This is a genomic window from Brachybacterium sp. 107 (assembly GCF_052379725.1).
Lineage (GTDB): Bacteria > Actinomycetota > Actinomycetes > Actinomycetales > Dermabacteraceae > Brachybacterium.
This window is the reverse complement of the sequence record NZ_JBQSYW010000004.1, coordinates 151,495-170,087: the sequence shown is the minus strand read 5'-3', so window position 1 is coordinate 170,087 and position 18,593 is coordinate 151,495. Positions and strand designations below refer to the sequence as shown.

The following is an 18,593-nucleotide window of genomic DNA, read 5'->3' as shown; positions in this document are numbered from 1 at the left end:
TCGCTCCCCTTCTCACTTCACGCCGAGGCCGCACTCGGCCAGGAACTCACGCGTCGCGATCGCATTGGGCAGCGGCAGACCCGGCTCGCAGGGGTAGAGATCCTGCTCGCAGATCACGTACAGCTCCTTGTCCATCGTGGCGAGCTTCGCGACCAGGTCCTTCATGTTCGGCAGACCCTTCGGCGGGCACACCGAGGCGCCCTTCGCGACGGCCTCCCCGAAGGGCCAGTCCTTCTCGTGCGCCTCGCGGGTGAGATCCGGATCGAACGCCTTGATGTGCACGTAGCCGATGCGCTCGGGGTACTCGTCGATCATCGCGATCGGGTCGCCGCCGCCGTAGACGATGTGGCCCGTGTCCAGGCAGAACGAGACCAGCTCCGGATCCGTCGCTTCGAAGACCCGCGCGATCTCCTCGGGCGTCTCGATGTGGCTGTCCCCGTGGGGGTGCAGCACCATCGTCAGCCCGTAGTCCTCCTTCATGATCCGGCCCAGCTCGTTGGCGTTGGTGACATACCGCTTCCACGCGTCGCCGGTCAGCTGCCGGTCGTCGGTGAACTCCCAGGTCTTCTCGTCGCGGTACATCGGCGGCAGGTGCACCATGTACTCCGCGCCCACGGCCGCATGGGTCTCGGCGATCGCGCGGAAGGTGCGCTCGGTCTCCGCCCAGGCCTCCTCCTTGTGCAGGATGCCCCAGCCGGTGCCGGCCACCACGCGGAAGCCGTGCTCGTCCATCGCAGACTGCAGCTGCTTCGCGTCCTGTGGGAAGTAGCCCCAGGGGCCGGTCTCCATGACGGAGAACCCGGCCTGAGCCATCTCGCCGAGCGCGGTGCGCCACGGGATCTGCTTCTCGTCCTGCGGGAACCACACGCCCCACTGGTCGGGGCACACGCCGATGGTGAGCTTGTCGAACGGGGGCTCGGGATTGCGGGAACGGTCGATGCGCGGGGCGTCGGGAGAGGTCACGGCGCAGCTCCTTCGGTGGGGTGCGGTGTGTGGTGTGTGTACGGGTACGGGTACGGGTACGGGTGCGGTGCGGTGCGGTGCCGTGTGTGGTGAGCCGGGGCCGGGGCCGGGGCCGGGGCTGGTGGGCAGACTGGGTCGAGCAGTGGCGGGGGCCGGCCCTGAGCAAGGGACTTATTCGTGGAGCCGACTCCATATACGGGGTCGTCCCACGAATAAGTCCCGTACTCGCGAGGGTGGCCGGTTGAGCGAGCAGGACTGCCGGCCCCGTCCAGCACGTCCGGCCCGTCCATCCCTGCCAGTCCTTCCAGCCCGGCCCGGCTGGTCAGTCGTGGGTCGGGAAGCTCATCGAGGCCTCGACGGTCTCGTTCTGCGAGGGCCAGCGGGTGGTGACGGCCTTCTGCTTCGTGTAGAAGCTGAGGCCCTCGGGGCCGTGGGCGTGGTGCTCGCCGAACAGGGAGTCCTTCCAGCCGCCGAAGGAGTAGTAGCCCACGGGGGTCGGGATCGGCACGTTGATGCCGATCATGCCCACCTCGACCTCCTCCTGGTAGCGGCGCGCATAGTGGCCGGAGTCGGTGAAGATCGCGGTGCCGTTGCCGAACGGCGAGGAGTTCACCAGCTCGAGGGCCTCGTCGAAGTTGTCCACGTGCATGACCACGAGCAGCGGCCCGAACACCTCGTCGGTGTAGGTGGCGTGGCTGCGGTCCAGATCGGTGATGATCGTCGGCCCCACGAAGTTGCCGTTCTCGAAGCCCTCGACCACGAGGCCGCGGCCGTCGACGACGATCGTGCCGCCGGCCTGCTCGGCCTCGTCGGTCATGCGGATCACCCGGTCGCGGGCGTCCGGCGTGATGACGGGCGGCATGTCGGTGGTCTCGGCGTCGCCGGGGCCCACGACGAGCTTCTCCGCCTCGGCCTTGATGGCCGCGACGAACTCGTCGTGGATGTCGCCGACGGTGACGGCGACCGGCACGGCCATGCAGCGCTCGCCGGCGGAGCCGAAGGCACCGGAGGCGACCTGCGAGGCGGCGAACTCGATGTTCGCGTCGGGCATCACCACAGCGTGGTTGTTCGCGCCGCCGAGGGCCTGGACGCGCTTGCCGGCCGCGGAGGCGGTGGCGTGGACATGCTTGGCGATCGGGGTGGAGCCCACGAAGGAGACGGCGGAGATGCCGTCGTGCGTGCACAGCGCGTCGACGGTCTCCTTGCCGCCGTGGACCACCTGGAAGACGCCGTCGGGCAGGCCGGCCTCCTGGTAGAGGCGGGCCACGATGTTCGAGGCCGACGGGTCCCGCTCGGAGGGCTTGAGGATGAAGGCGTTGCCGGTGGCCAGGGCGACCGGGTGCATCCAGAAGGGCACCATGGCCGGGAAGTTGAACGGGGTGATGCCGGCGACGACGCCGAGCGGCTGGCGCATGGTGTGCGCGTCGACGCCGGTGGAGACGTTCTCCGAGAAGCCGCCCTTGAGATCCTGGGTGATCGAGGTGGCGAACTCGAGGGTCTCCAGGCCGCGGGCGATCTCGCCCTTCGCGTCGCCGACGGTCTTGCCGTGCTCCTGGGAGATGACGACGGCGATCTCGTCGGTCGCGGCGATGAGCAGCTCGCGCATCCGGTAGAAGATCTGGGTGCGCTTGGCCAGCGACACCTTCGCCCACTCGCGCTGCGCGGCGGCGGCGACCTCGACGGCCCGGTCGACGGTGGCGGCGTCGCCGAGGTGGAGGGTGCGGATCTGCTCACCGGTGGCGGGGTTCAGGATCGGCTGGGTGGAGCCGGTGCCGGCTTCTTCGCGGCCGTTGATCCAGTGCTGGACGTTCTGTCCCATGGTGTTCTCCTTGCGGGTCGGGCGGTGAGGGGTGGTCTGTGGTGGGGCTGGGGCGTATACCGGGGTCGGCGTCGGGGCTGCGGCCGGGGATGGGGCTGCGGCCGGGGTCAGAGCCGGGGATGGTGGACTGCGAGGGGCGAGCTGTCGTATCCAGTGGCGCAGGGTGTGCAGCAAGCGCCTATATGACGCTGCCTGCACACCATCCGCCAGTCGATGCGATGTGGCCGAGCGTGGCCGGGCTGTGGCTGGCTGGCTGGCTGGCTGGATGTGGCCGGGCCGGACCGGGCGCGACCGGGGCGGAGGGGTCAGAGGTAGTGGCGCTGCGGGGCCTTCTCGGCCTCGTAGGCGGTCGAGGCCTGCTGGGTGGACTCCAGGCGCGAGACCTGCGAGACGGGCACGTCCCACCAGCTGTTGCCGGGTGGGTTCGGTCCGTACAGGTTGGTGTTCACCACGATCGCGGTGGCTTCGGCGGAGGCCTCGGCGCGGCGGTAGGCGTCGCGGAACGCCGCGGTGTCGGAGACCTCCTGCACCTCGAGGCCGTAGGAGCGGATGTTCGCCGGGATGTCGAAGGGCAGCTTCTCGCCGTCCAGCATCCCGGTGGCCTCGTTGCGCATGCGGTACTTGGTGCCGAAGCGCTGGGAGCCGTGCGACTCCGACAGGGAGCCGATCGAGGACCAGCCGTGGTTCTGCAGGATCACCAGGATGACCTTCACCCGCTCGGCGACGATCGTGGCGATCTCCTGCGGGGCCATCTGGAAGGTTCCGTCGCCGATGATCGCGACGACCTCGCTGGTGGGGCTCGCCATCTTCGCGCCGAGCGAGGCCGGCAGCTCGTAGCCCATGCAGGAGTAGCCGTACTCCAGGTGGTACTGGATGGGGGAGCGGGCCTTCCACAGCGCCTGCAGGTCGCCGGGCATGGAGCCGGCGGCGTTGATGACGATGTCCTCATCGCCCATCATGTCGTTCAGGGCGCCGAAGATCTCCGTCTGCGCGGGGAGGTCCTGGTCATGGGGCTGGAAACAGGGCTCGATGAGCTCCTCCCACTGCGCCCACAACTGCCGGGCGTGCTCGCCGTGCTCGGCCGGGGCGGTGAAGCCCTGAAGCGCCTCGCGCAGGGCGTCGAGCCCGGCCCGGGCGTCGGCCACGACCATGGTCGCGGAGTGCTTCGCGGCATCGAAGGCCTTCACGTTGAGGTTCACGAACTGTGCCTCGGGGTTGCGGAAGGCGGTGTGCGAGGCGGTGGTGAAGTCGGTGTAGCGGGTGCCCACGCCGATGATCACGTCGGCCTCCGCGGCGAGCTCGTTGGCGGCGTTGTTGCCGGTCGAGCCCACGCCGCCGATCGCCAGGGGGTGGTCCGCGCTGAGCGCGCCCTTGCCCGCCTGGGTGTCGAGCACCGGGATCCCGGTGGCGTCGGCGAAGGCCGCGAGCGCCTCGCTCGCCTCGGAGTAGATGGCGCCGCCGCCGGCGATGAGCACGGGCCGACGGGCCGCGCGGATCACGTCGACCGCGCGCTTCAGGGCGGCGGGCTCGGGCACCGGCCGGGCCACGTGCCAGGTGCGCTCGCGGAAGAACTCCGGCGGCCAGTCGAAGGCCTCGGCCTGCACGTCCTGCGGCAGGGAGAGGGTTACGGCGCCGGTCTCGGCGGGATCGGTGAGCACGCGCATGGCCTGCAGCGCTGCGGGGATCAGCTGCTCGGGCCGCGAGATGCGGTCGAAGTAGCGCGAGACGGGCCGGAAGGCATCGTTGACGGAGACGTCCCCGGCGGTCTCGTCCTCGAGCTGCTGGAGCACGGGGTCGACGGTGCGGGTGGCGAAGATGTCGCTGGGCAGCAGCAGCACCGGGATGCGGTCCACGGTGGCCAGGGCCGCGCCGGTGATCATGTTCGTGGAGCCGGGGCCGATGGAGGCGGCGCAGGCGAAGGCCTGGAGGCGGTTCGTGGTGCGGGCGTAGGCGACGGCGGTGTGCACCATGTTCTGCTCGTTGCGTGCCTGGTAGTACGGCATCGGGTTCTCCCCGTCGGCCGGATCCGTGGCGTTCTGGAGCAGGGCCTGGCCCACGCCGGCCACGTTGCCGTGGCCGAAGATCCCGAAGGTGCCGGGGATCAGCCGGTCGCGCACGCCGTCGCGCTCGGCGAACTGGGCGGCGAGGAACCGGACGAGGGCTTGGGCGACGGTGAGCCGGACGGTGCCGGCGGGGGTCGACGAGGGGACGCTCATGCTGCCTCCGTGATGCGGACTCCGTCGCAAGGGCGGGCCCTGGGTGACACCATCTGTCGCTGGGACTCGACGGTGAGTTCAGATGTGACCAGCATGCCGAGCCGCCCCCGCACTTGTCAAGAGTTTGTCAGGACAAGATGTCCAGCGCATCATGCCTGCTGGGCGGCCCGCCAGCGAACCCTGCAGAGGCCCTGGGGTTCCGGCGCCGGTGACCGCTGTGCTAGCTTGCCTCCAAGTCAGTGACGAATACTCACTTCGACCGGACATGAGATGCCTCGAGGGCGGCTCCCGTATGACATGGACGTCCTTGCGAGAGTGCTCGTGCCCGGCTCCCCGACTCCCTGCCGGTCCCTGACCGGCCCCCGGTGAGACCCGTGGATCCCTGCGATCCCCGACGTCCCGCACCGGACTCAGGTTCCAAGGAGGGAACATGAGCCAGTCGCACCATGCGGAACGGACTCGCATCGCCGAGCTCGTCCGCACCACTCCCGCCGCTGGGCCCAAACGGTCCATCGGCCTCCTGGCGGTCGTCGCCTGCCTCGGCGCCTTCCTCTTCGGCTACGACACCGGGGTCATCTCCGGCGCCCTGCCCTATATGTACATGCCCAAGGAGGCCGGCGGCCTCGCCCTGACCTCCCTCGAGGAAGGGCTCGTCGGCGGCTTCCTGCTCGGCGGCTGCGCCGTGGGTGCGATCATCGGCGGTCGGCTCTCGGACCGCTACGGGCGCCGGCACAACATCATGCTTCTCGCCATCGTGTTCTTCGTCGGCGCGGTGGCCTGCGCGCTCTCGCCGAGCCTCTGGATCCTCTACCCGGCGCGGTTCGTGCTCGGCCTCGCCGTGGGCGGCGCCTCGACCACCGTGCCCGTCTACCTCTCGGAGACGGCACCCAAGGAGCAGCGCGGCATGCTGGTCGCCGTCGACCAGCTGATGATCGTCACCGGTCAGCTGGTGGCCTTCGCGATGAACGCCATGATCGCCGCGCTCCAGGGCGGCCCCGAGGCCGTCGTGGCGGACGATCCCTCGGGCACCTTCGCGGCCGGAGAGTCCGCCTCGTGGAGCCTGCTCGCCGGGATCGGTGGGCTCACCGTCTCGGACGGCAACGGCCACGCGTGGCGCTGGATGCTCATACTCTGCTCGATCCCCGCGATCGCCCTGTGGCTGGGCATCCGCATGATGCCCGAATCGGCCCGCTGGCACGTGGGTCGCGGCGAGCTCGCCGCGGCGATCGCGAACCTCAAGCGGGTGCGCGTCGAGGGCACGGACGACGTGGCCGTCGAGGTCGCCGAGATGGAGGCCAACCGCCGGGCCGAGGAGAAGCGCGAGAAGCTCACGCTGCGAGACGGTCTGCGGGTGCCCTGGCTGCGTTCGATCATCATCTTCGGCGGTACCTTCGCCATCCTCCAGCAGCTCACCGGCGTGAACACGATGATGTATTACGCACCGAAGGTGCTGATGGCGGCCGGGTTCGACGCTCAGGCCTCGATCATCCTCAACGTCTTCACGGGGGTCGCCTCGGTGATCGGCGCGGCCGCCGGACTGCTCGCGCTGCGGCGTTTCGGCCGGCGCCAGGTGCTGCTCGTGGGGCAGACGATCCTGACCCTCTCGCTGATCGCGATGACCGCGATCTTCCTGCTCGGCATCAATCCGTACCTCACGACCGACGGGGCGGTCTCGCCGGACATCCCGCCGTTCGTGCCCTATCTCGTGGTGGTCGTGATCGTGCTGTTCATGCTCGGCATGCAGTCCGGCCCCGGCCCGGTGATGTGGGTGATGCTCTCGGAGATCTTCCCGAGCGCGATCCGTGGCGCGGCCAACGGCTTCGCAGTGATGATCCTGTGGATCGCGAACCTCGCGGTCACCGTGACCTTCCCCGTGATGATGGACGGCATCGGCCCCGTCGCCACCTACGGGATCTTCGCCGCGATCAACATCTTCGCGGTGATCTGGTACTTCCTGCGCATCCCCGAGACCAAGAAGTTCTCCCTCGAGCGCATCGAATGGGAGTTCCGCGAGGCCGGCGGCGTGATCCGCCTGCGCTGAGTGCGGCCAGCCCGCCGCCGTCCGCGAGGAGCGGGCCCGCGAGGGGCGGGTCCATCCGGAAGGTCGCCTCGCCGTTCATCACTCATGGGCTCCGGCCCGGACAAGGAACCGATCATGCCTCTCGTACGCATCACCCAGCAGGACGTCCGCACCCCCGAGCAGTCGCGCCGGATGGCGGACATCGTCCAGAAGGTCATGCTCGAGCTGTTCTCCGCGCCGGCCCGGGACCGCTACCAGATCGTGGAGACCCTGCCCGTCGGCTCGATCATCGCCGAGGACACCGGCCTGGGCATCGAGCGCAGCGACGGGGTGGTCATCATCCATGTCACCCAGCAGGGGCGCAGCACCGAGCAGAAGCAGGCGGTCTACGCCGCGCTCGCCGAGCGGCTCTCGACGGAAGGGCTCGTGCGCCCGGAGGACCTCCTCGTCTCGGTGGTGCACAACAACCGCGAGGACTGGTCCTTCGGGCACGGCAGGGCGCAGTTCCTCACCGGCGAGCTCTGAGGGCACGGGCCGACGGGGCGGGCTTCGGCCGCCGGAGCGGGCGGCCTGGAGAGGTGTCCTGGCGTGGGCGTCCGGGCAGGGGCGGCCGGGCGAGTTCTGCGCTCCAGAGGACCGATCCCGTCGGCCGCATCGGTCGCGGCGTCGCAGAAATCGTCGGCGCCGGGATGCGCAAGGGCGCGGGGAGGCACGCCCCGACAATCCACCCGAACATGTCCGGCCTCATGTCTGGACATGAGCCTGCAGGCATGGCACGATAGATCCATCGAGCGGTACGGCCGGGCAGATAGCCCCTGGTCACCGCCCAGATTTCAACGCAGAGAGGCTCTGAGATCATGGCAGCACCCGACCTTGACATCATCACCTTCGGTCGCAGCGGTGTCGACATCTACCCCCTGGAGATCGCCACGGGACTCGAGGACATCAACAGCTTCGGCAAGTTCCTCGGCGGCAGCCCCACGAACGTCGCCGTCGCGGCGGCCCGGCTCGGGCACACCCCGGCCGTGATCACCGGCGTCGGCGACGACCCCTTCGGCCGCTACGTGGTCAAGGAGATGGAGCGCCTGGGCGTCTCCGGCCGCTTCGTCGTGAAGAACGACGAGCTGAACACCCCCATCACCCTGTGCGAGATCTTCCCTCCGGACGACTTCCCGCTGTACTTCTACCGCCAGCCCAGCGCCCCGGACCTGCAGGTCGCGCCCGAACACCTCGACCTCGACGCCATCCGCGAGGTCCCGCTGTTCTGGTTCTCCGGCACCGGGCTGTCCGAGGAGCCCAGCCGCTCCGCGCACTTCGCGGCGCTCGAGGCCCGCGGCCGCACCCGGCACACCGTCTTCGACCTCGACTACCGGCCGATGTTCTGGTCCTCCCCGGGGGAGGCCCGCGAGCTCTACCGCGAGGCGCTGAAGCACACCACGGTCGCAGTGGGCAACAAGGAGGAGTGCGAGGTCGCCGTCGGCGAGACCGAGCCCGAGCGCGCGGCCGACGCCCTGCTCGAGGCGGGCGTGGAGATCGCGATCGTCAAGCAGGGCCCCAAGGGTGTGCTCGGCAAGACTCGCGGCGATCGCGTGGAGGTCGCCCCGAACCTCATCGAGGTCATCAACGGCCTCGGCGCCGGGGACAGCTTCGGCGGCTCCCTCGCCCACGGCCTGCTGGCCGGCCAGGACCTCGAGACCATCCTGACCCGCTGCAATGCGGCCGGCGCGATCGTCACCAGCCGACTGGAGTGCTCCACCGCGATGCCCACCGGCGAGGAGATCGACCTGCTGATCGCCGGCGGCGACCCGAACCACGGGCAGACTGTCGAGCAGATGCTCGGCGCGCTGCGCAACCGCGGCGTCGACGCCCCGGCCACGGAGAAGACTACTGGCACGGAGGCGACCGCATGAGCAGCGCCGCCACCCAGACATCCACCCCGGCCAGCACGCCGGCCGGCACCCAGTTCGTGAGCACCTACGACGAGGTCACGCGAGTTCGCCTGGAGGATCCGTCCCGCATCGCGCGCCTCGCGGCCACCCGTCGTCGGCGCACCGTCGCGGACACCGACGGCACCATGATGGTGATCGCCGCGGACCATCCCGCGCGCGGCGCCCTCGGCGTGGGCGGCCGCCCGCACGCGATGGCCAGCCGCCGCGAGCTGCTGGACCGGATGCGCGAGGCGCTCGCCGTGCCCGGCGTGGACGGCGTGCTGGGCACCGCGGACATCCTCGAGGACCTGCTGCTGCTCGGCGCGCTCGAGGACAAGATCGTCTTCGCCTCGATGAACCGCGGCGGCCTGCAGGGCAGCTCCTGGGAGATCGAGGACCGCTTCACCGCCTACGACGCCGCCTCCATCAAGGCGTCCGGCTTCGACGGCGGCAAGATGCTCACCCGTATCGATCTGGACGACGACCGCACCTCGTTCATCCTCGAGGCCAGCGCGCACGCCGTCACCGATCTGGCGCGGCACGAGCTGATCGCCATGGTCGAGCCGTTCATGTCCAGCCGTCCCGGCGGCGGGAAGATCGTCAACGACCTCAGCCCCGAGGCCGTCATCCAGTCCATCCACATCGCCCAGGGCCTCGGCGCCACCAGCGCCTACACCTGGCTGAAGCTGCCCGCGGTGGACGACATGGAACGGGTCATGGACGCGACCACGCTGCCCACCCTGATCCTCGGCGGCGATCCCGCGAACGACGACCCGGACACGCTGCGCGCCACGTGGAAGCGGGCGCTGGACCGCCCCAACGTGCGCGGCCTCGTGGTGGGTCGCACCCTGCTCTACCCTGCCGACGACGACGTCACCGCCGCGGTGACCGCCTCCGTCGACATGCTCCGCTGAGACATTCTCCGCTGACTGGCCCCTTCGAAGGGAGACCACCGATGTCCTCGACCACCAGTACCCCCGGTGCACCCGGCACCTCCGATATGCACCTGCCCGCAGGCTCCACCGGCCGCGGCAACTACGAGACGATCATCGACCCCGGCGCCCGCGACGGCTGGGTCCACACCGGGCTGCGCGTGCTCGCGCTCGGCCCGGGGGAGAGCGAGATCTTCACCGCGAACAGCGTCGAGGCGATGGTCGTGCCGCTGAGCGGCGGCTGCGAGGTCTCCGTCGGCGGCGAGCAGTACACCCTGCGCGGCCGCACCGACGTCTTCGCCTCGGCGACCGACGTGCTCTACGTGCCCGTCGGCTCCCAGCCCACGATCTCCTCGGCCGACGGGGGCCGCTTCGCGGTGGCCACGGCGGTCGCGACCGGTGTCCACCCGGTCGCGCTGATCCGCGCGGAGGACGTCTCCGTGGAGATCCGTGGCGGCGGGAACATGACCCGCACGGTGCGCAACTTCGGCACCGTCGGCGCCTTCGACGCGATGGACAGCCTCATCGCCTGCGAGGTCATCACCCCGGGCGGCAACTGGTCCAGCTATCCCGCGCACAAGCACGACGAGAGCGTCGATGACGGGGAGCACCGCGAATCCGAGCTCGAGGAGATCTACTACTACGAGATCCAGGACGCCCCCGACGGCGGCCCCGGCTTCGGCTTCCACCAGACCACCTCGAGCGGTGAGTCGACGCCGATCGACGTGCTGTCCGAGGTGCGCAGCGGCGACACCGTGCTCGTCCCGCACGGCTGGCATGGCCCCTGTGCCGCCGCTCCCGGGCACGACATGTACTACCTCAACGTCATGGCGGGACCGGACCCGGTGCGCGCCTGGAACATCACCGATCATCCCGAGCAGACCTGGGTGCGCGGCACCTGGGCCGACGCCGGTATCGACCCCCGACTCGAAGGAGAGACCCGATGAGCGAGACCCCGACGACCTCCACCGCGCCCGCTGCGACCGAGCAGATCGCCCTTCCCCAGGACGTGCGCGTCGGCATCATCGGCGTGGGCCGCATGGGCGCCGACCACGTCGAGCGCATCCGCGGCCGCATCAAGGGCGCCCGCGTGAGCGTGATCAGCGACTACGTGCGCGAGACCGCCGAGAAGGTCGCCGCCGCGACGCCCGGCTCCCGCGTGGTCGACACCCCCGAGGAGGTCATCGCCGCGGACGACGTCGACGCGATCCTCATCGCGAGCCCCGGCGCCTTCCACCGCGACCAGACCCTCGCCGCGATCGCCGCCGGCAAGCCCGTGCTGTGTGAGAAGCCGCTGGCCATGAACCCGCAGGACGCCTACGACGTGGTCCGCGCCGAGGCGGCGTCGGGCGGGAAGTACGTCTCGCTGGGCTTCATGCGCCGCTTCGACGCCGAGTACGCCGAGCTCAAGGACGCCCTGGACGCCGGCGAGCTGGGCACCCCGCTGCTGCTGAACTGCAAGCACCGCAACGCCACCGTGCTGCCCGGCTTCGACGACACGATGATGGTGTTCGACTCGGCCGTCCACGAGATCGACGCGATCTCCTACTTCCTCGAGGAGCCCGTGGTCTCGGTGCAGACCGTGGTGCCGCGCAGCACCGAGCTCGCCCCCGAGGGCCTGCACGATCCGCTGCTGTTCGTGTTCCGCACCGAATCCGGTGTGGTCGTCACCGATGAGCTGTGGGTGAGCACGAACGCCGGCTACGAGGTGCGCACCGAGCTGGTCGGCTCGAAGGGCGCCTCGACCATCGGCCAGGGGTTCGGCCGCGTCACCACCCAGCTCGAGGGCGGACGCTGGGGCGGGGACGTGCCGCTGGACTTCCGGCCCCGCTTCATCGCCGCCTATGACGCCGAGGTCCAGGCCTGGATCCACGCCGTGGCCGACGGCAGCAATGTCGCCCCGCGCTCCGCGACCGCCTGGGACGGCTATGTGGGCGCCGCGGTCTGTGAGGCCACCGAGCGCTCGCTCACGGCCGACGGGGAGGTCACGGTCAGCCTCGAGTCCCGCCCGAGCTGAGCAGTCCCGCCCGAGCTGAGCCGACCCGCCCGAGCTGAGCCGACCCGCCCGAGCAACCACTGCCCGCGCCGTATCCTGGCGCGGACGCAGGCGTCAACCGAGGAGAGTGCAGTGGAAGGATCCGAGCCGAACCGGGCTATGACGGTCGATTTGGTCGTGGACCGCGAGCTCTCGATGCCGCTTTACTTGCAGCTCGCCACCCAGATCGAGAAGGCCATCCAGGCCGGTGAGCTCCCTCCGGGCAGCCGCCTGGAGAACGAGCTCGATCTCGCGAGCCGCCTCGGTCTGTCGCGGCCGACGGTGCGCCAGGGCATCCAGGAGCTCGTGGACAAGGGCATGCTGGTGCGCAAGCGCGGTGTGGGCACCCAGGTGGTGCAGGCGCCCGTGAACCGGCAGGTCGCGCTGACCTCGCTGTACGACGACCTGCGCAGCGCCGGCAAGGCCCCGCGCACCGAGGTCGTCGAGTACCGCATCGGTCGGCCGTCGCCGGAGGCCGTGGACCGGCTGCAGCTGCGCGCCGGCGAGCAGGTGCTCGAGCTGCTGCGCGTGCGCTACGCCGACGACGAGCCGCTCGCCGTCATGCGCAACACCCTGCCCGAGCGCATCGCCCCCAGCCGCGAGAGCCTCGCGAGCAACGGCCTGTACGCGTCCCTGCGCGAGGAGGGCGTGGTCTCCGTGCTCGCCCACGAGCGCATCGGCGCCACCGTGGCGGACGAGGAGCACGCTGAGCTGCTCGACGAGGAGGTCGGCGCGGCCCTGCTCACCATGGAGCGCAAGTCCTTCGCGAACGACGGCCGCGTCGTCGAGTTCGGGTACCACGTGTACCGCGCCTCGAGGTACTCCTTCGAGGTCACCCTCGTCGACTCCTGACCCTCGCCCCCTCCCGGCACCCGGGCTCCGCACCCCGGATCCGCTGCCGTTCCACGCGTCACGGGTCCACCGCAGAGTGGCTACTACGGAGTTATGTACGGCTGGCTTCCGCTAATGGAAGCCAGCCGCACATAACTGCCTGGTAGGCGCGCGGGGTCAGCGGTCCTCGATCTCCAGGAGGTCGGCGGCGCTCTCGAGGTCGGTGTGCTCGGCGGGGTCCTGGTTCATGCGCTCGAGGTAGGGCTGGGCCCGGCCCACCTGCTGCTCGAGAGCGTTCACCGTGGTCAGGAAGTTCTGGTTGGCCTGGGTGCGGAAGGCGTCGATCCCGTCCATCGTGGTGAACAGGTTGTCGAACGCCTTCTTCAGGGTCTCGGGGGAGACGCCCGAGGTCGCGGCCTGCTCCTGGATCTTCTGGGAGTTGTCCGCGAGCATCTGCGAGGTGCGGTCGATGAGCGAGTCGGTGGTGCGGTTGACCGCGTCGATCTGGTCGAGCACCAGCTTCTGGTTCTCGAGCGCCTGGGCGGTGATCACCGCGGTGCGGAGGGCCGTGACGGTGGTGGTGCGAGCGCGCTCGACGCCCTGGGAGAGCTGGGTGTTGTTGTCCTCGATGAGGCCCATCGCGAGGTAGGCCTGCACGGTGACCGCGATCTGGGTGGCCATGTCCTGGCGGCGCTGGCGCACGGCGAACAGCACGTCGCGCTCGAGGGCGTCGGCCTCCGCGGTCTTCCCCTCGGCGCGGATCTGCGCGGCGCGGCGCACGGTGCGGTCATCGAGCAGGCTCAGCAGGGTCGACGCCTTCTGGAGGGCCTCGAGGTCCTCCCAGAGGGAACGGCGCTCCACGGAGAGCTCGGCGTTGTCGCGCTGCAGCATCTCCTGCCCGCGGCTCAGGGCAGCGAGCACCTCGTCGAGCTGCTTCTGGTTGGACTCGAAGCCGCGGAAGTACCGCTTGGCGGAGTTCTTGCCGGGCAGGAACGACAGCGCCTTCGACGCGAAGGTCTCGTCCTTCGGCGCGAGGTCCTCCATCGTGGTGCGCAGTGAGGCCAGGGACTTCGAGACGTTCTCCTGGGAGCCGCCGCTGTCCTTGGCGTCGCGCAGGGACTGCTCCATGAACCGCGAGGAGGTTCCGCTGGTGCGCTCGAAGGTGCGCCGGGCAACCGCACTGAGGGCGTCGACCTGCGCGGTGAACTCCTGGGAGTGGGGGTTGAGCGCGGAGATCTGGTCGACCCACTGGTCGGCGCGGTTCTCGAGGTCCTGCTTCTGCTCGGCGGGGAGATCGGCCAGCATCGAGACGGCCTTGTCCTCGCTGAGCTCCTCGACGGGCTCGGCGGGGGTGATCTCCGGGCTGGGTGTGGGCGGTTGCAGCTTGTCGTCCATCGGGGCCTCCTCGGGCAGGTGGTGCGGGTCGGGTGGTCGGTGAGGGTCTGGTCGGACGGTGAGTGGTCCGGCCCGGTCGGTCGTCGTCGGCTCGGGGGCCGACGGGGCCTCAGCGGGTCAGACGTCGATGATCGGGTTCACGTGCTGGTCGGCGAAGCGGGTGCGGAGGAACTCGGCGTGCACCTCGAGGGAGCGGGACACCCCGGCGACGAGGTCGCTCTCGATCCGTTCGACGCCCTCGGAGAGCACGGTGAGCTGCTGGTCGACGTCATCCAGGTTCGCGAGCGCCTCGCGGCGCGCGGAGCCGGCGAAGGTGGCGAGGAACCCGGTGATGTCCTCGACGGTGTCGAGCAGCTCGGGGATGTAGCGCGTCGCGATCCCCTCCAGGAGCGTCACCTCGCCCTCGTAGGGCCGCTGCGCACGGAGGGTCTCTGAGGCGGCGAGGGCGTCGATCCGGTGGGTGAGGGCGTCGACGTGCTCGAGCACGAGCCCCACCTGCGGATCCGACGAGGCGCGGCGCAGCTCGGTGGTCCGCGAGCGCATCACTTCGGTGCTGCGCTGGATCCCGGAGAGCATCCGCACGGTCTCCTCGGATTCGCCTGAGGAAGCTGTGACCTGCAGGATCTGCGCCGGGCGGAGCGCTCGAACGGCTGCTCCGCTGCCCCCGGCGGCGAGCACCCCGGCGCCGACGGCGATCCCGAGCGCGGCGAGCGGGCCGACGATCGCGGTGCCCAGGCCCAGCACCAGGCAGGCGACGGCGACGAGACCGCCGGTGAGGAGGGGGACGCCGACGGGGAGGAACCCGGAGCGGGGGCGGCCGACGCCGCTGGACGCCGGGCTCTGCACGGTGCCCTCGAGCGGCTTCTCGACGGGTCCCCAGAGGCTGCGGCGCTCGGCGGTGGCCTTCCACGGCAGGTCCACGTCGCCGGGGTTCTTCGGGCGATCGGGCGCGACGGGGCCGGGGGACGTGTCGTCCCCGGTGGTCGGCCGCTGGGCCGACGGATCGTTCCCGTCGTTCACAAGTACCCGCTGTCTCTCCGGAAGGCGGAGACGAGGGCAGGCGGGCGTCGGTCCCGGAGGGCCTGCGCCGTGCGAGCGTCTCGTTCCTGGGCGTGCTCGAAGGTTATCGCGGGCGGCTGGACGGCTCCAGGGGAAATGGGCGCCCGGCCGGTCCGTGCTGGGTCTCGGGTCAGCGGGTGGTGCCGCCTCCCGTGCGCACGTCGGACGGGCTGGGCGCGGGGATCTCGGCGTCGAAGGGGATCATCGGCCGCGGGATCCGCGAGTGGCCCAGGCGCACCAGGTCCTGGTCCACACCACCCGGAGTGAGGGCGAGCAGCCAGTCCGCGGCGGCCTCGTACTGGTCCGGCTCGAGATAGCCCATCTTCACGGTGACCACGTCGAAGCCGGTCATCGACAGTCCCAGCCGCTCGAACATCTCGTGGCGCGCCCACTGCGAGCGACGCGCGGTGGCCACGACGGTCAGGCCCGTCGGCACGGCGTCCTCGAGGCCCGATGCCGCGCGTGATGCTCCGTCCGATCCACCGCTTGCAGCTCCGTTCGATGCCCCGCCGTCGAGCACCCGCAGCGCTGCGGAGCGGCCCGTCGGCCCCGACTCGTCCAGCGCCGCCACCTCGACCGCGAGCGGCACGGGCCCCGGGTCGCGGGCGTCGATCCGGCCGCCCACCTGCACGTCGAGCCGCCCGCCGACGCCCGCCTCCCAGGCGGCGTCGGTCGAGACCGGGTCGACCAGGGAGACCATCAGGGCGCTCACCGCGCCCGAACGGATCTCCTCGCGGGCGGCGAGCCGGGAGAGGCAGTACGTGGTGTCGTCGGCGCCGCCGGCCCCGGGGTTGTCGCCGGAGTCGGAGATCCAGAAGGGGCGGGCCGGCGAGGCGATCGCCTGGTCCAGACACTCCTCGAAGGTGCCGGTGGGGGCGACGAACTCGAAATCGTGGCGGGCCTGCCACACGGTCCCGGCGAGCTCGAGGGCGGCTGCCCGGACGGCGGCCTCGTCGTCCCCGAAGGCGACGATCGCGGCCTGGCAGCGGGGCTGGTCGGCCCAGGCGAAGCCGATCCAGTAGGAGATGTCGGTGATGCCCTCGCGCTGTGTGATCGCGGGGATGCCGCCGTAGATCGTCCGGGCCGGTTCGATGCGCGTGGAGGTCTTCTCGCCGGGCAGCAGGATCGGCACGTGCACGAGCGCCTTGTGGGGGAGCGTGCCGCCGTCCCGTACCCGGGCGGCGGTCTCCACGAGGTCGCGCAGCCCCCGCTCGCGGGTCTCCCACGCGTCGATGTGAGGAGCGTGGCGGTAGCAGGTCAGCAGGTCACAGCCCTCGAAGAGGGTGTGGGAGACGTTCCCGTGCAGGTCCATCGCGGTGCCGACCACGACGTCCGGGCCGATCGCGCCGCGGATCGCGGTGAGGAGGTCGCCCTCGGCGTCCTCGAGGCCCTCCACGCTCATCGCTCCGTGGATGTCGAAGAAGAAGCCGTCGAGCGGGGCCTCGGCGTGGGCGGCGGCGAGGCCCTCGACGATCTCCTGCTTCCAGCCCTCGTAGACGTCGCGGGCGAGCTGGCCGCCCGGCAGGGCGCGGGCGTGCAGCACGCCCGCGTACTCGGCGGCCTCGCGCAGCGCCCGCCCGGAGGCCGAAGGGCCACCGCCGATGCCGCTGGATGCGGCGGGCCCCGGCGCCGAGCCACGGTCCTCGGCGCCGCTGAAGAAGGGATAGCGGTCCAGGATCGCCGCGGTGCCTCGGCGCACCTCGAAGTCGTCGGCGCCGGAGCGGTACGGGGTGAAGGTCGAGGACTCGATCGCGATCCCGGCGATGCCGATGCGCGGCCGGGGCGGGGTCCCGTCCGACGGGTGGGCGGCCTCGGCGGGGTGCGTGGACTGCGACGTCGCAGACATGGGATGCTCCAGGGGCTTGAGCGGTTGATGCGGGGTGCGGACATCCTTCCACCCCGACCGCCCACCCCGCCATGAGCGCGCCGAGGCGCTCGAAGGAGCAGTGCGTTGATCAGCTTCGATGATCGCCACGGACCCGCGGATGCGGCGCCGCCCGCCGCCTACCCGGACCTCTCCGTGCCCGACTGGTACCGCGACGCGAAGCTCGGGGTGTTCGTGCATTGGGGCCTGTTCTCGGTGCCCGCCTGGGCGGACGTCCTGGACCGCAGCGACGTCACCGCGCAGAACGCCTACGCCCGCCACCAGTACGCCGAGTGGTACGCCAACACCGTGCGCATCGAGGGCAGCCCCACCCGCGAGCGGCACGAGCGCCTCTTCGGCGTGGGCCACTCCTACGAGGACTTCGCCGACGACTGGCACCCGGCCCCGGACGCCGCCGCCGGGATCGTGGATCTCGCCCGCCGCGCCGGCGCCCGCTACGTGGTGCCGACGACGAAGCACCACGACGGGTTCTGCCTGTGGGACTCCGCGACCACGCCCTTCACCGCCGCGCGGCGCGGCCCCGGCCGTGACCTCATCGCCGAGATCGCCGACGCGGTGCGCGAGGCCGGGCTGCGACTGGGCCTGTACTACTCGGGCGCCCACGACTGGCATGCGAGCGAGTTCCAGGCGCTGACCTCGACCGACGAGCTGTTCGCCCTGCGCCGCAACGACCCGGAGTTCGCGGCCTTCGCCGCCGCGCAGCTGCGCGAGCTCATCGAGCGCTTCGCCCCGGACGTGCTGTGGAACGACATCGACTGGCCCGACGCCGGCAAGTACGACGGCCCGGACTCCCTCCAGGAGCTGTTCCGCGCCCACCTCGCCGCGACACCGGACGGCCTTGTCGACGACCGCTGGGGCGTACCCGTGCACGGCGTGCTCACCCGCGAGTACCAGGACATCGCCGAGGTGCAGGAGGAGGTCTTCGAATCCACCCGTGGCCTGGGGCTCTCCTTCGGCTACAACGCCGACGAATCCGCCGAGCACGCCCTGGACGGGACCGCGCTGATCCGTCTGCTGGCCGACGTCGTCTCCAAGAACGGGAACCTGCTGATCAACGTGGGCCCCCGCGCCGACGGCAGCATCCCCGACCTGCAGGCCAGTGCGCTCGAGGAGCTGGGGGAGTGGCTGGGCCGGCACGGCGCGGCGATCTACGGGACGCGGCCGTGGTTCCACGAGGCGGTGCGCACCCCGCCGGAGGGGGTGCGCTTCACGCTCGGATCCGACGCCGACGGGCGCGCCGTGTTGCACGCCCTGCTGCTCGACCCGGCAGCGGGGCCCGTGACTCTCGACGAGGAGGTCTCCGCCGCGATCCGGGAGATTGCGCGCACGCCGGAAGATGGTGGACAGGTCAGGTTGACCCCGGGCCCCGGTGAGCGAGCCGTCGCGGTCGTGACCTTCTCGCTGCGGTGATGAGCTATCCGGATACCGCCGCTGTCACCAGGTTGAGCGCGAGCACGGTGCCACAGCCGTGACGTCGGCGAGCGGTGATCGACCGAACGGCAGGGGTGGT

14 protein-coding genes are annotated in these 18,593 nt (G+C 70.8%); 8 read left to right on the top strand and 6 right to left on the bottom strand.

What is annotated here, in order from left to right:
• Window positions 1–12: 12 nt before the first annotated feature.
• From ACT3UL_RS07160 to iolD, 3 genes are all read right to left on the bottom strand, one after another.
• Entirely contained in the window at window positions 13–963 is a 951-nt protein-coding gene (locus ACT3UL_RS07160) for a TIM barrel protein (RefSeq protein ID WP_444577449.1), read from the bottom strand.
• A 322-nt stretch (window positions 964–1,285) separates the two neighbouring features.
• The gene (locus ACT3UL_RS07155) at window positions 1,286–2,782 is read right to left on the bottom strand and encodes a CoA-acylating methylmalonate-semialdehyde dehydrogenase (protein WP_444577448.1); all 1,497 of its coding nucleotides are present in this window, start codon (window positions 2,780–2,782) and stop codon (window positions 1,286–1,288) included.
• Between the two features lie 305 nt (window positions 2,783–3,087).
• The gene (gene iolD, locus ACT3UL_RS07150) at window positions 3,088–4,998 is read right to left on the bottom strand and encodes a 3D-(3,5/4)-trihydroxycyclohexane-1,2-dione acylhydrolase (decyclizing) (protein WP_444577446.1); all 1,911 of its coding nucleotides are present in this window, start codon (window positions 4,996–4,998) and stop codon (window positions 3,088–3,090) included.
• Between the two features lie 430 nt (window positions 4,999–5,428).
• On the opposite strand from iolD, the gene ACT3UL_RS07145 reads away from it, so the two are divergent.
• From ACT3UL_RS07145 to ACT3UL_RS07115, 7 genes are all read left to right on the top strand, one after another.
• Window positions 5,429–7,039: an MFS transporter gene (locus tag ACT3UL_RS07145; RefSeq protein WP_444577445.1), complete on the top strand. Its 1,611-nt coding sequence runs from the start codon at window positions 5,429–5,431 to the stop codon at window positions 7,037–7,039.
• 114 nt (window positions 7,040–7,153) lie between these two features.
• Window positions 7,154–7,543 carry a tautomerase family protein gene (locus ACT3UL_RS07140; RefSeq protein ID WP_443345630.1) on the top strand — a complete coding sequence of 130 codons (390 nt, stop codon included), beginning with the start codon at window positions 7,154–7,156 and terminating at the stop codon, window positions 7,541–7,543.
• A gap of 332 nt (window positions 7,544–7,875) precedes the next feature.
• Window positions 7,876–8,928, top strand: coding sequence for a 5-dehydro-2-deoxygluconokinase (gene iolC, locus ACT3UL_RS07135; protein ID WP_444577444.1), 1,053 nt, complete (start codon window positions 7,876–7,878; stop codon window positions 8,926–8,928).
• Window positions 8,925–9,860 carry a Cgl0159 family (beta/alpha)8-fold protein gene (locus ACT3UL_RS07130; protein WP_444577443.1) on the top strand — a complete coding sequence of 312 codons (936 nt, stop codon included), beginning with the start codon at window positions 8,925–8,927 and terminating at the stop codon, window positions 9,858–9,860. Before iolC ends, ACT3UL_RS07130 begins: the two co-directional genes overlap by 4 nt.
• A 41-nt stretch (window positions 9,861–9,901) precedes the next feature.
• Window positions 9,902–10,825, top strand: coding sequence for a 5-deoxy-glucuronate isomerase (gene iolB / locus ACT3UL_RS07125; protein WP_444577442.1), 924 nt, complete (start codon window positions 9,902–9,904; stop codon window positions 10,823–10,825).
• A complete protein-coding gene (locus ACT3UL_RS07120; RefSeq protein WP_444577441.1) occupies window positions 10,822–11,895 on the top strand; it encodes a Gfo/Idh/MocA family protein in 1,074 nt (357 codons plus the stop codon). Before iolB ends, ACT3UL_RS07120 begins: the two co-directional genes overlap by 4 nt.
• Window positions 11,896–12,033: 138 nt before the next feature.
• On the top strand, window positions 12,034–12,765 hold the full coding sequence (locus ACT3UL_RS07115; protein WP_444577440.1) for a GntR family transcriptional regulator: 732 nt from the start codon (window positions 12,034–12,036) through the stop codon (window positions 12,763–12,765).
• Between the two features lie 156 nt (window positions 12,766–12,921).
• Here the strand turns inward: ACT3UL_RS07115 and ACT3UL_RS07110 are convergent, their stop codons facing one another.
• The 3 genes from ACT3UL_RS07110 to ACT3UL_RS07100 all read right to left on the bottom strand — a co-directional run bounded on the left by ACT3UL_RS07110 (window position 12,922) and on the right by ACT3UL_RS07100 (window position 17,044).
• The gene (locus ACT3UL_RS07110) at window positions 12,922–14,139 is read right to left on the bottom strand and encodes a toxic anion resistance protein (protein WP_444577439.1); all 1,218 of its coding nucleotides are present in this window, start codon (window positions 14,137–14,139) and stop codon (window positions 12,922–12,924) included.
• Between the two features lie 117 nt (window positions 14,140–14,256).
• Window positions 14,257–15,159 carry a hypothetical protein gene (locus ACT3UL_RS07105; protein WP_444577438.1) on the bottom strand — a complete coding sequence of 301 codons (903 nt, stop codon included), beginning with the start codon at window positions 15,157–15,159 and terminating at the stop codon, window positions 14,257–14,259.
• Window positions 15,160–15,328: 169 nt separating this feature from the next.
• Window positions 15,329–17,044 (bottom strand): M81 family metallopeptidase, encoded by a 1,716-nt coding sequence (locus ACT3UL_RS07100; RefSeq protein WP_444577436.1) that lies wholly within the window; start codon window positions 17,042–17,044, stop codon window positions 15,329–15,331.
• A gap of 105 nt (window positions 17,045–17,149) precedes the next feature.
• On the opposite strand from ACT3UL_RS07100, the gene ACT3UL_RS07095 reads away from it, so the two are divergent.
• Window positions 17,150–18,493: an alpha-L-fucosidase gene (locus ACT3UL_RS07095; protein ID WP_444577434.1), complete on the top strand. Its 1,344-nt coding sequence runs from the start codon at window positions 17,150–17,152 to the stop codon at window positions 18,491–18,493.
• Window positions 18,494–18,593: the final 100 nt, after the last annotated feature.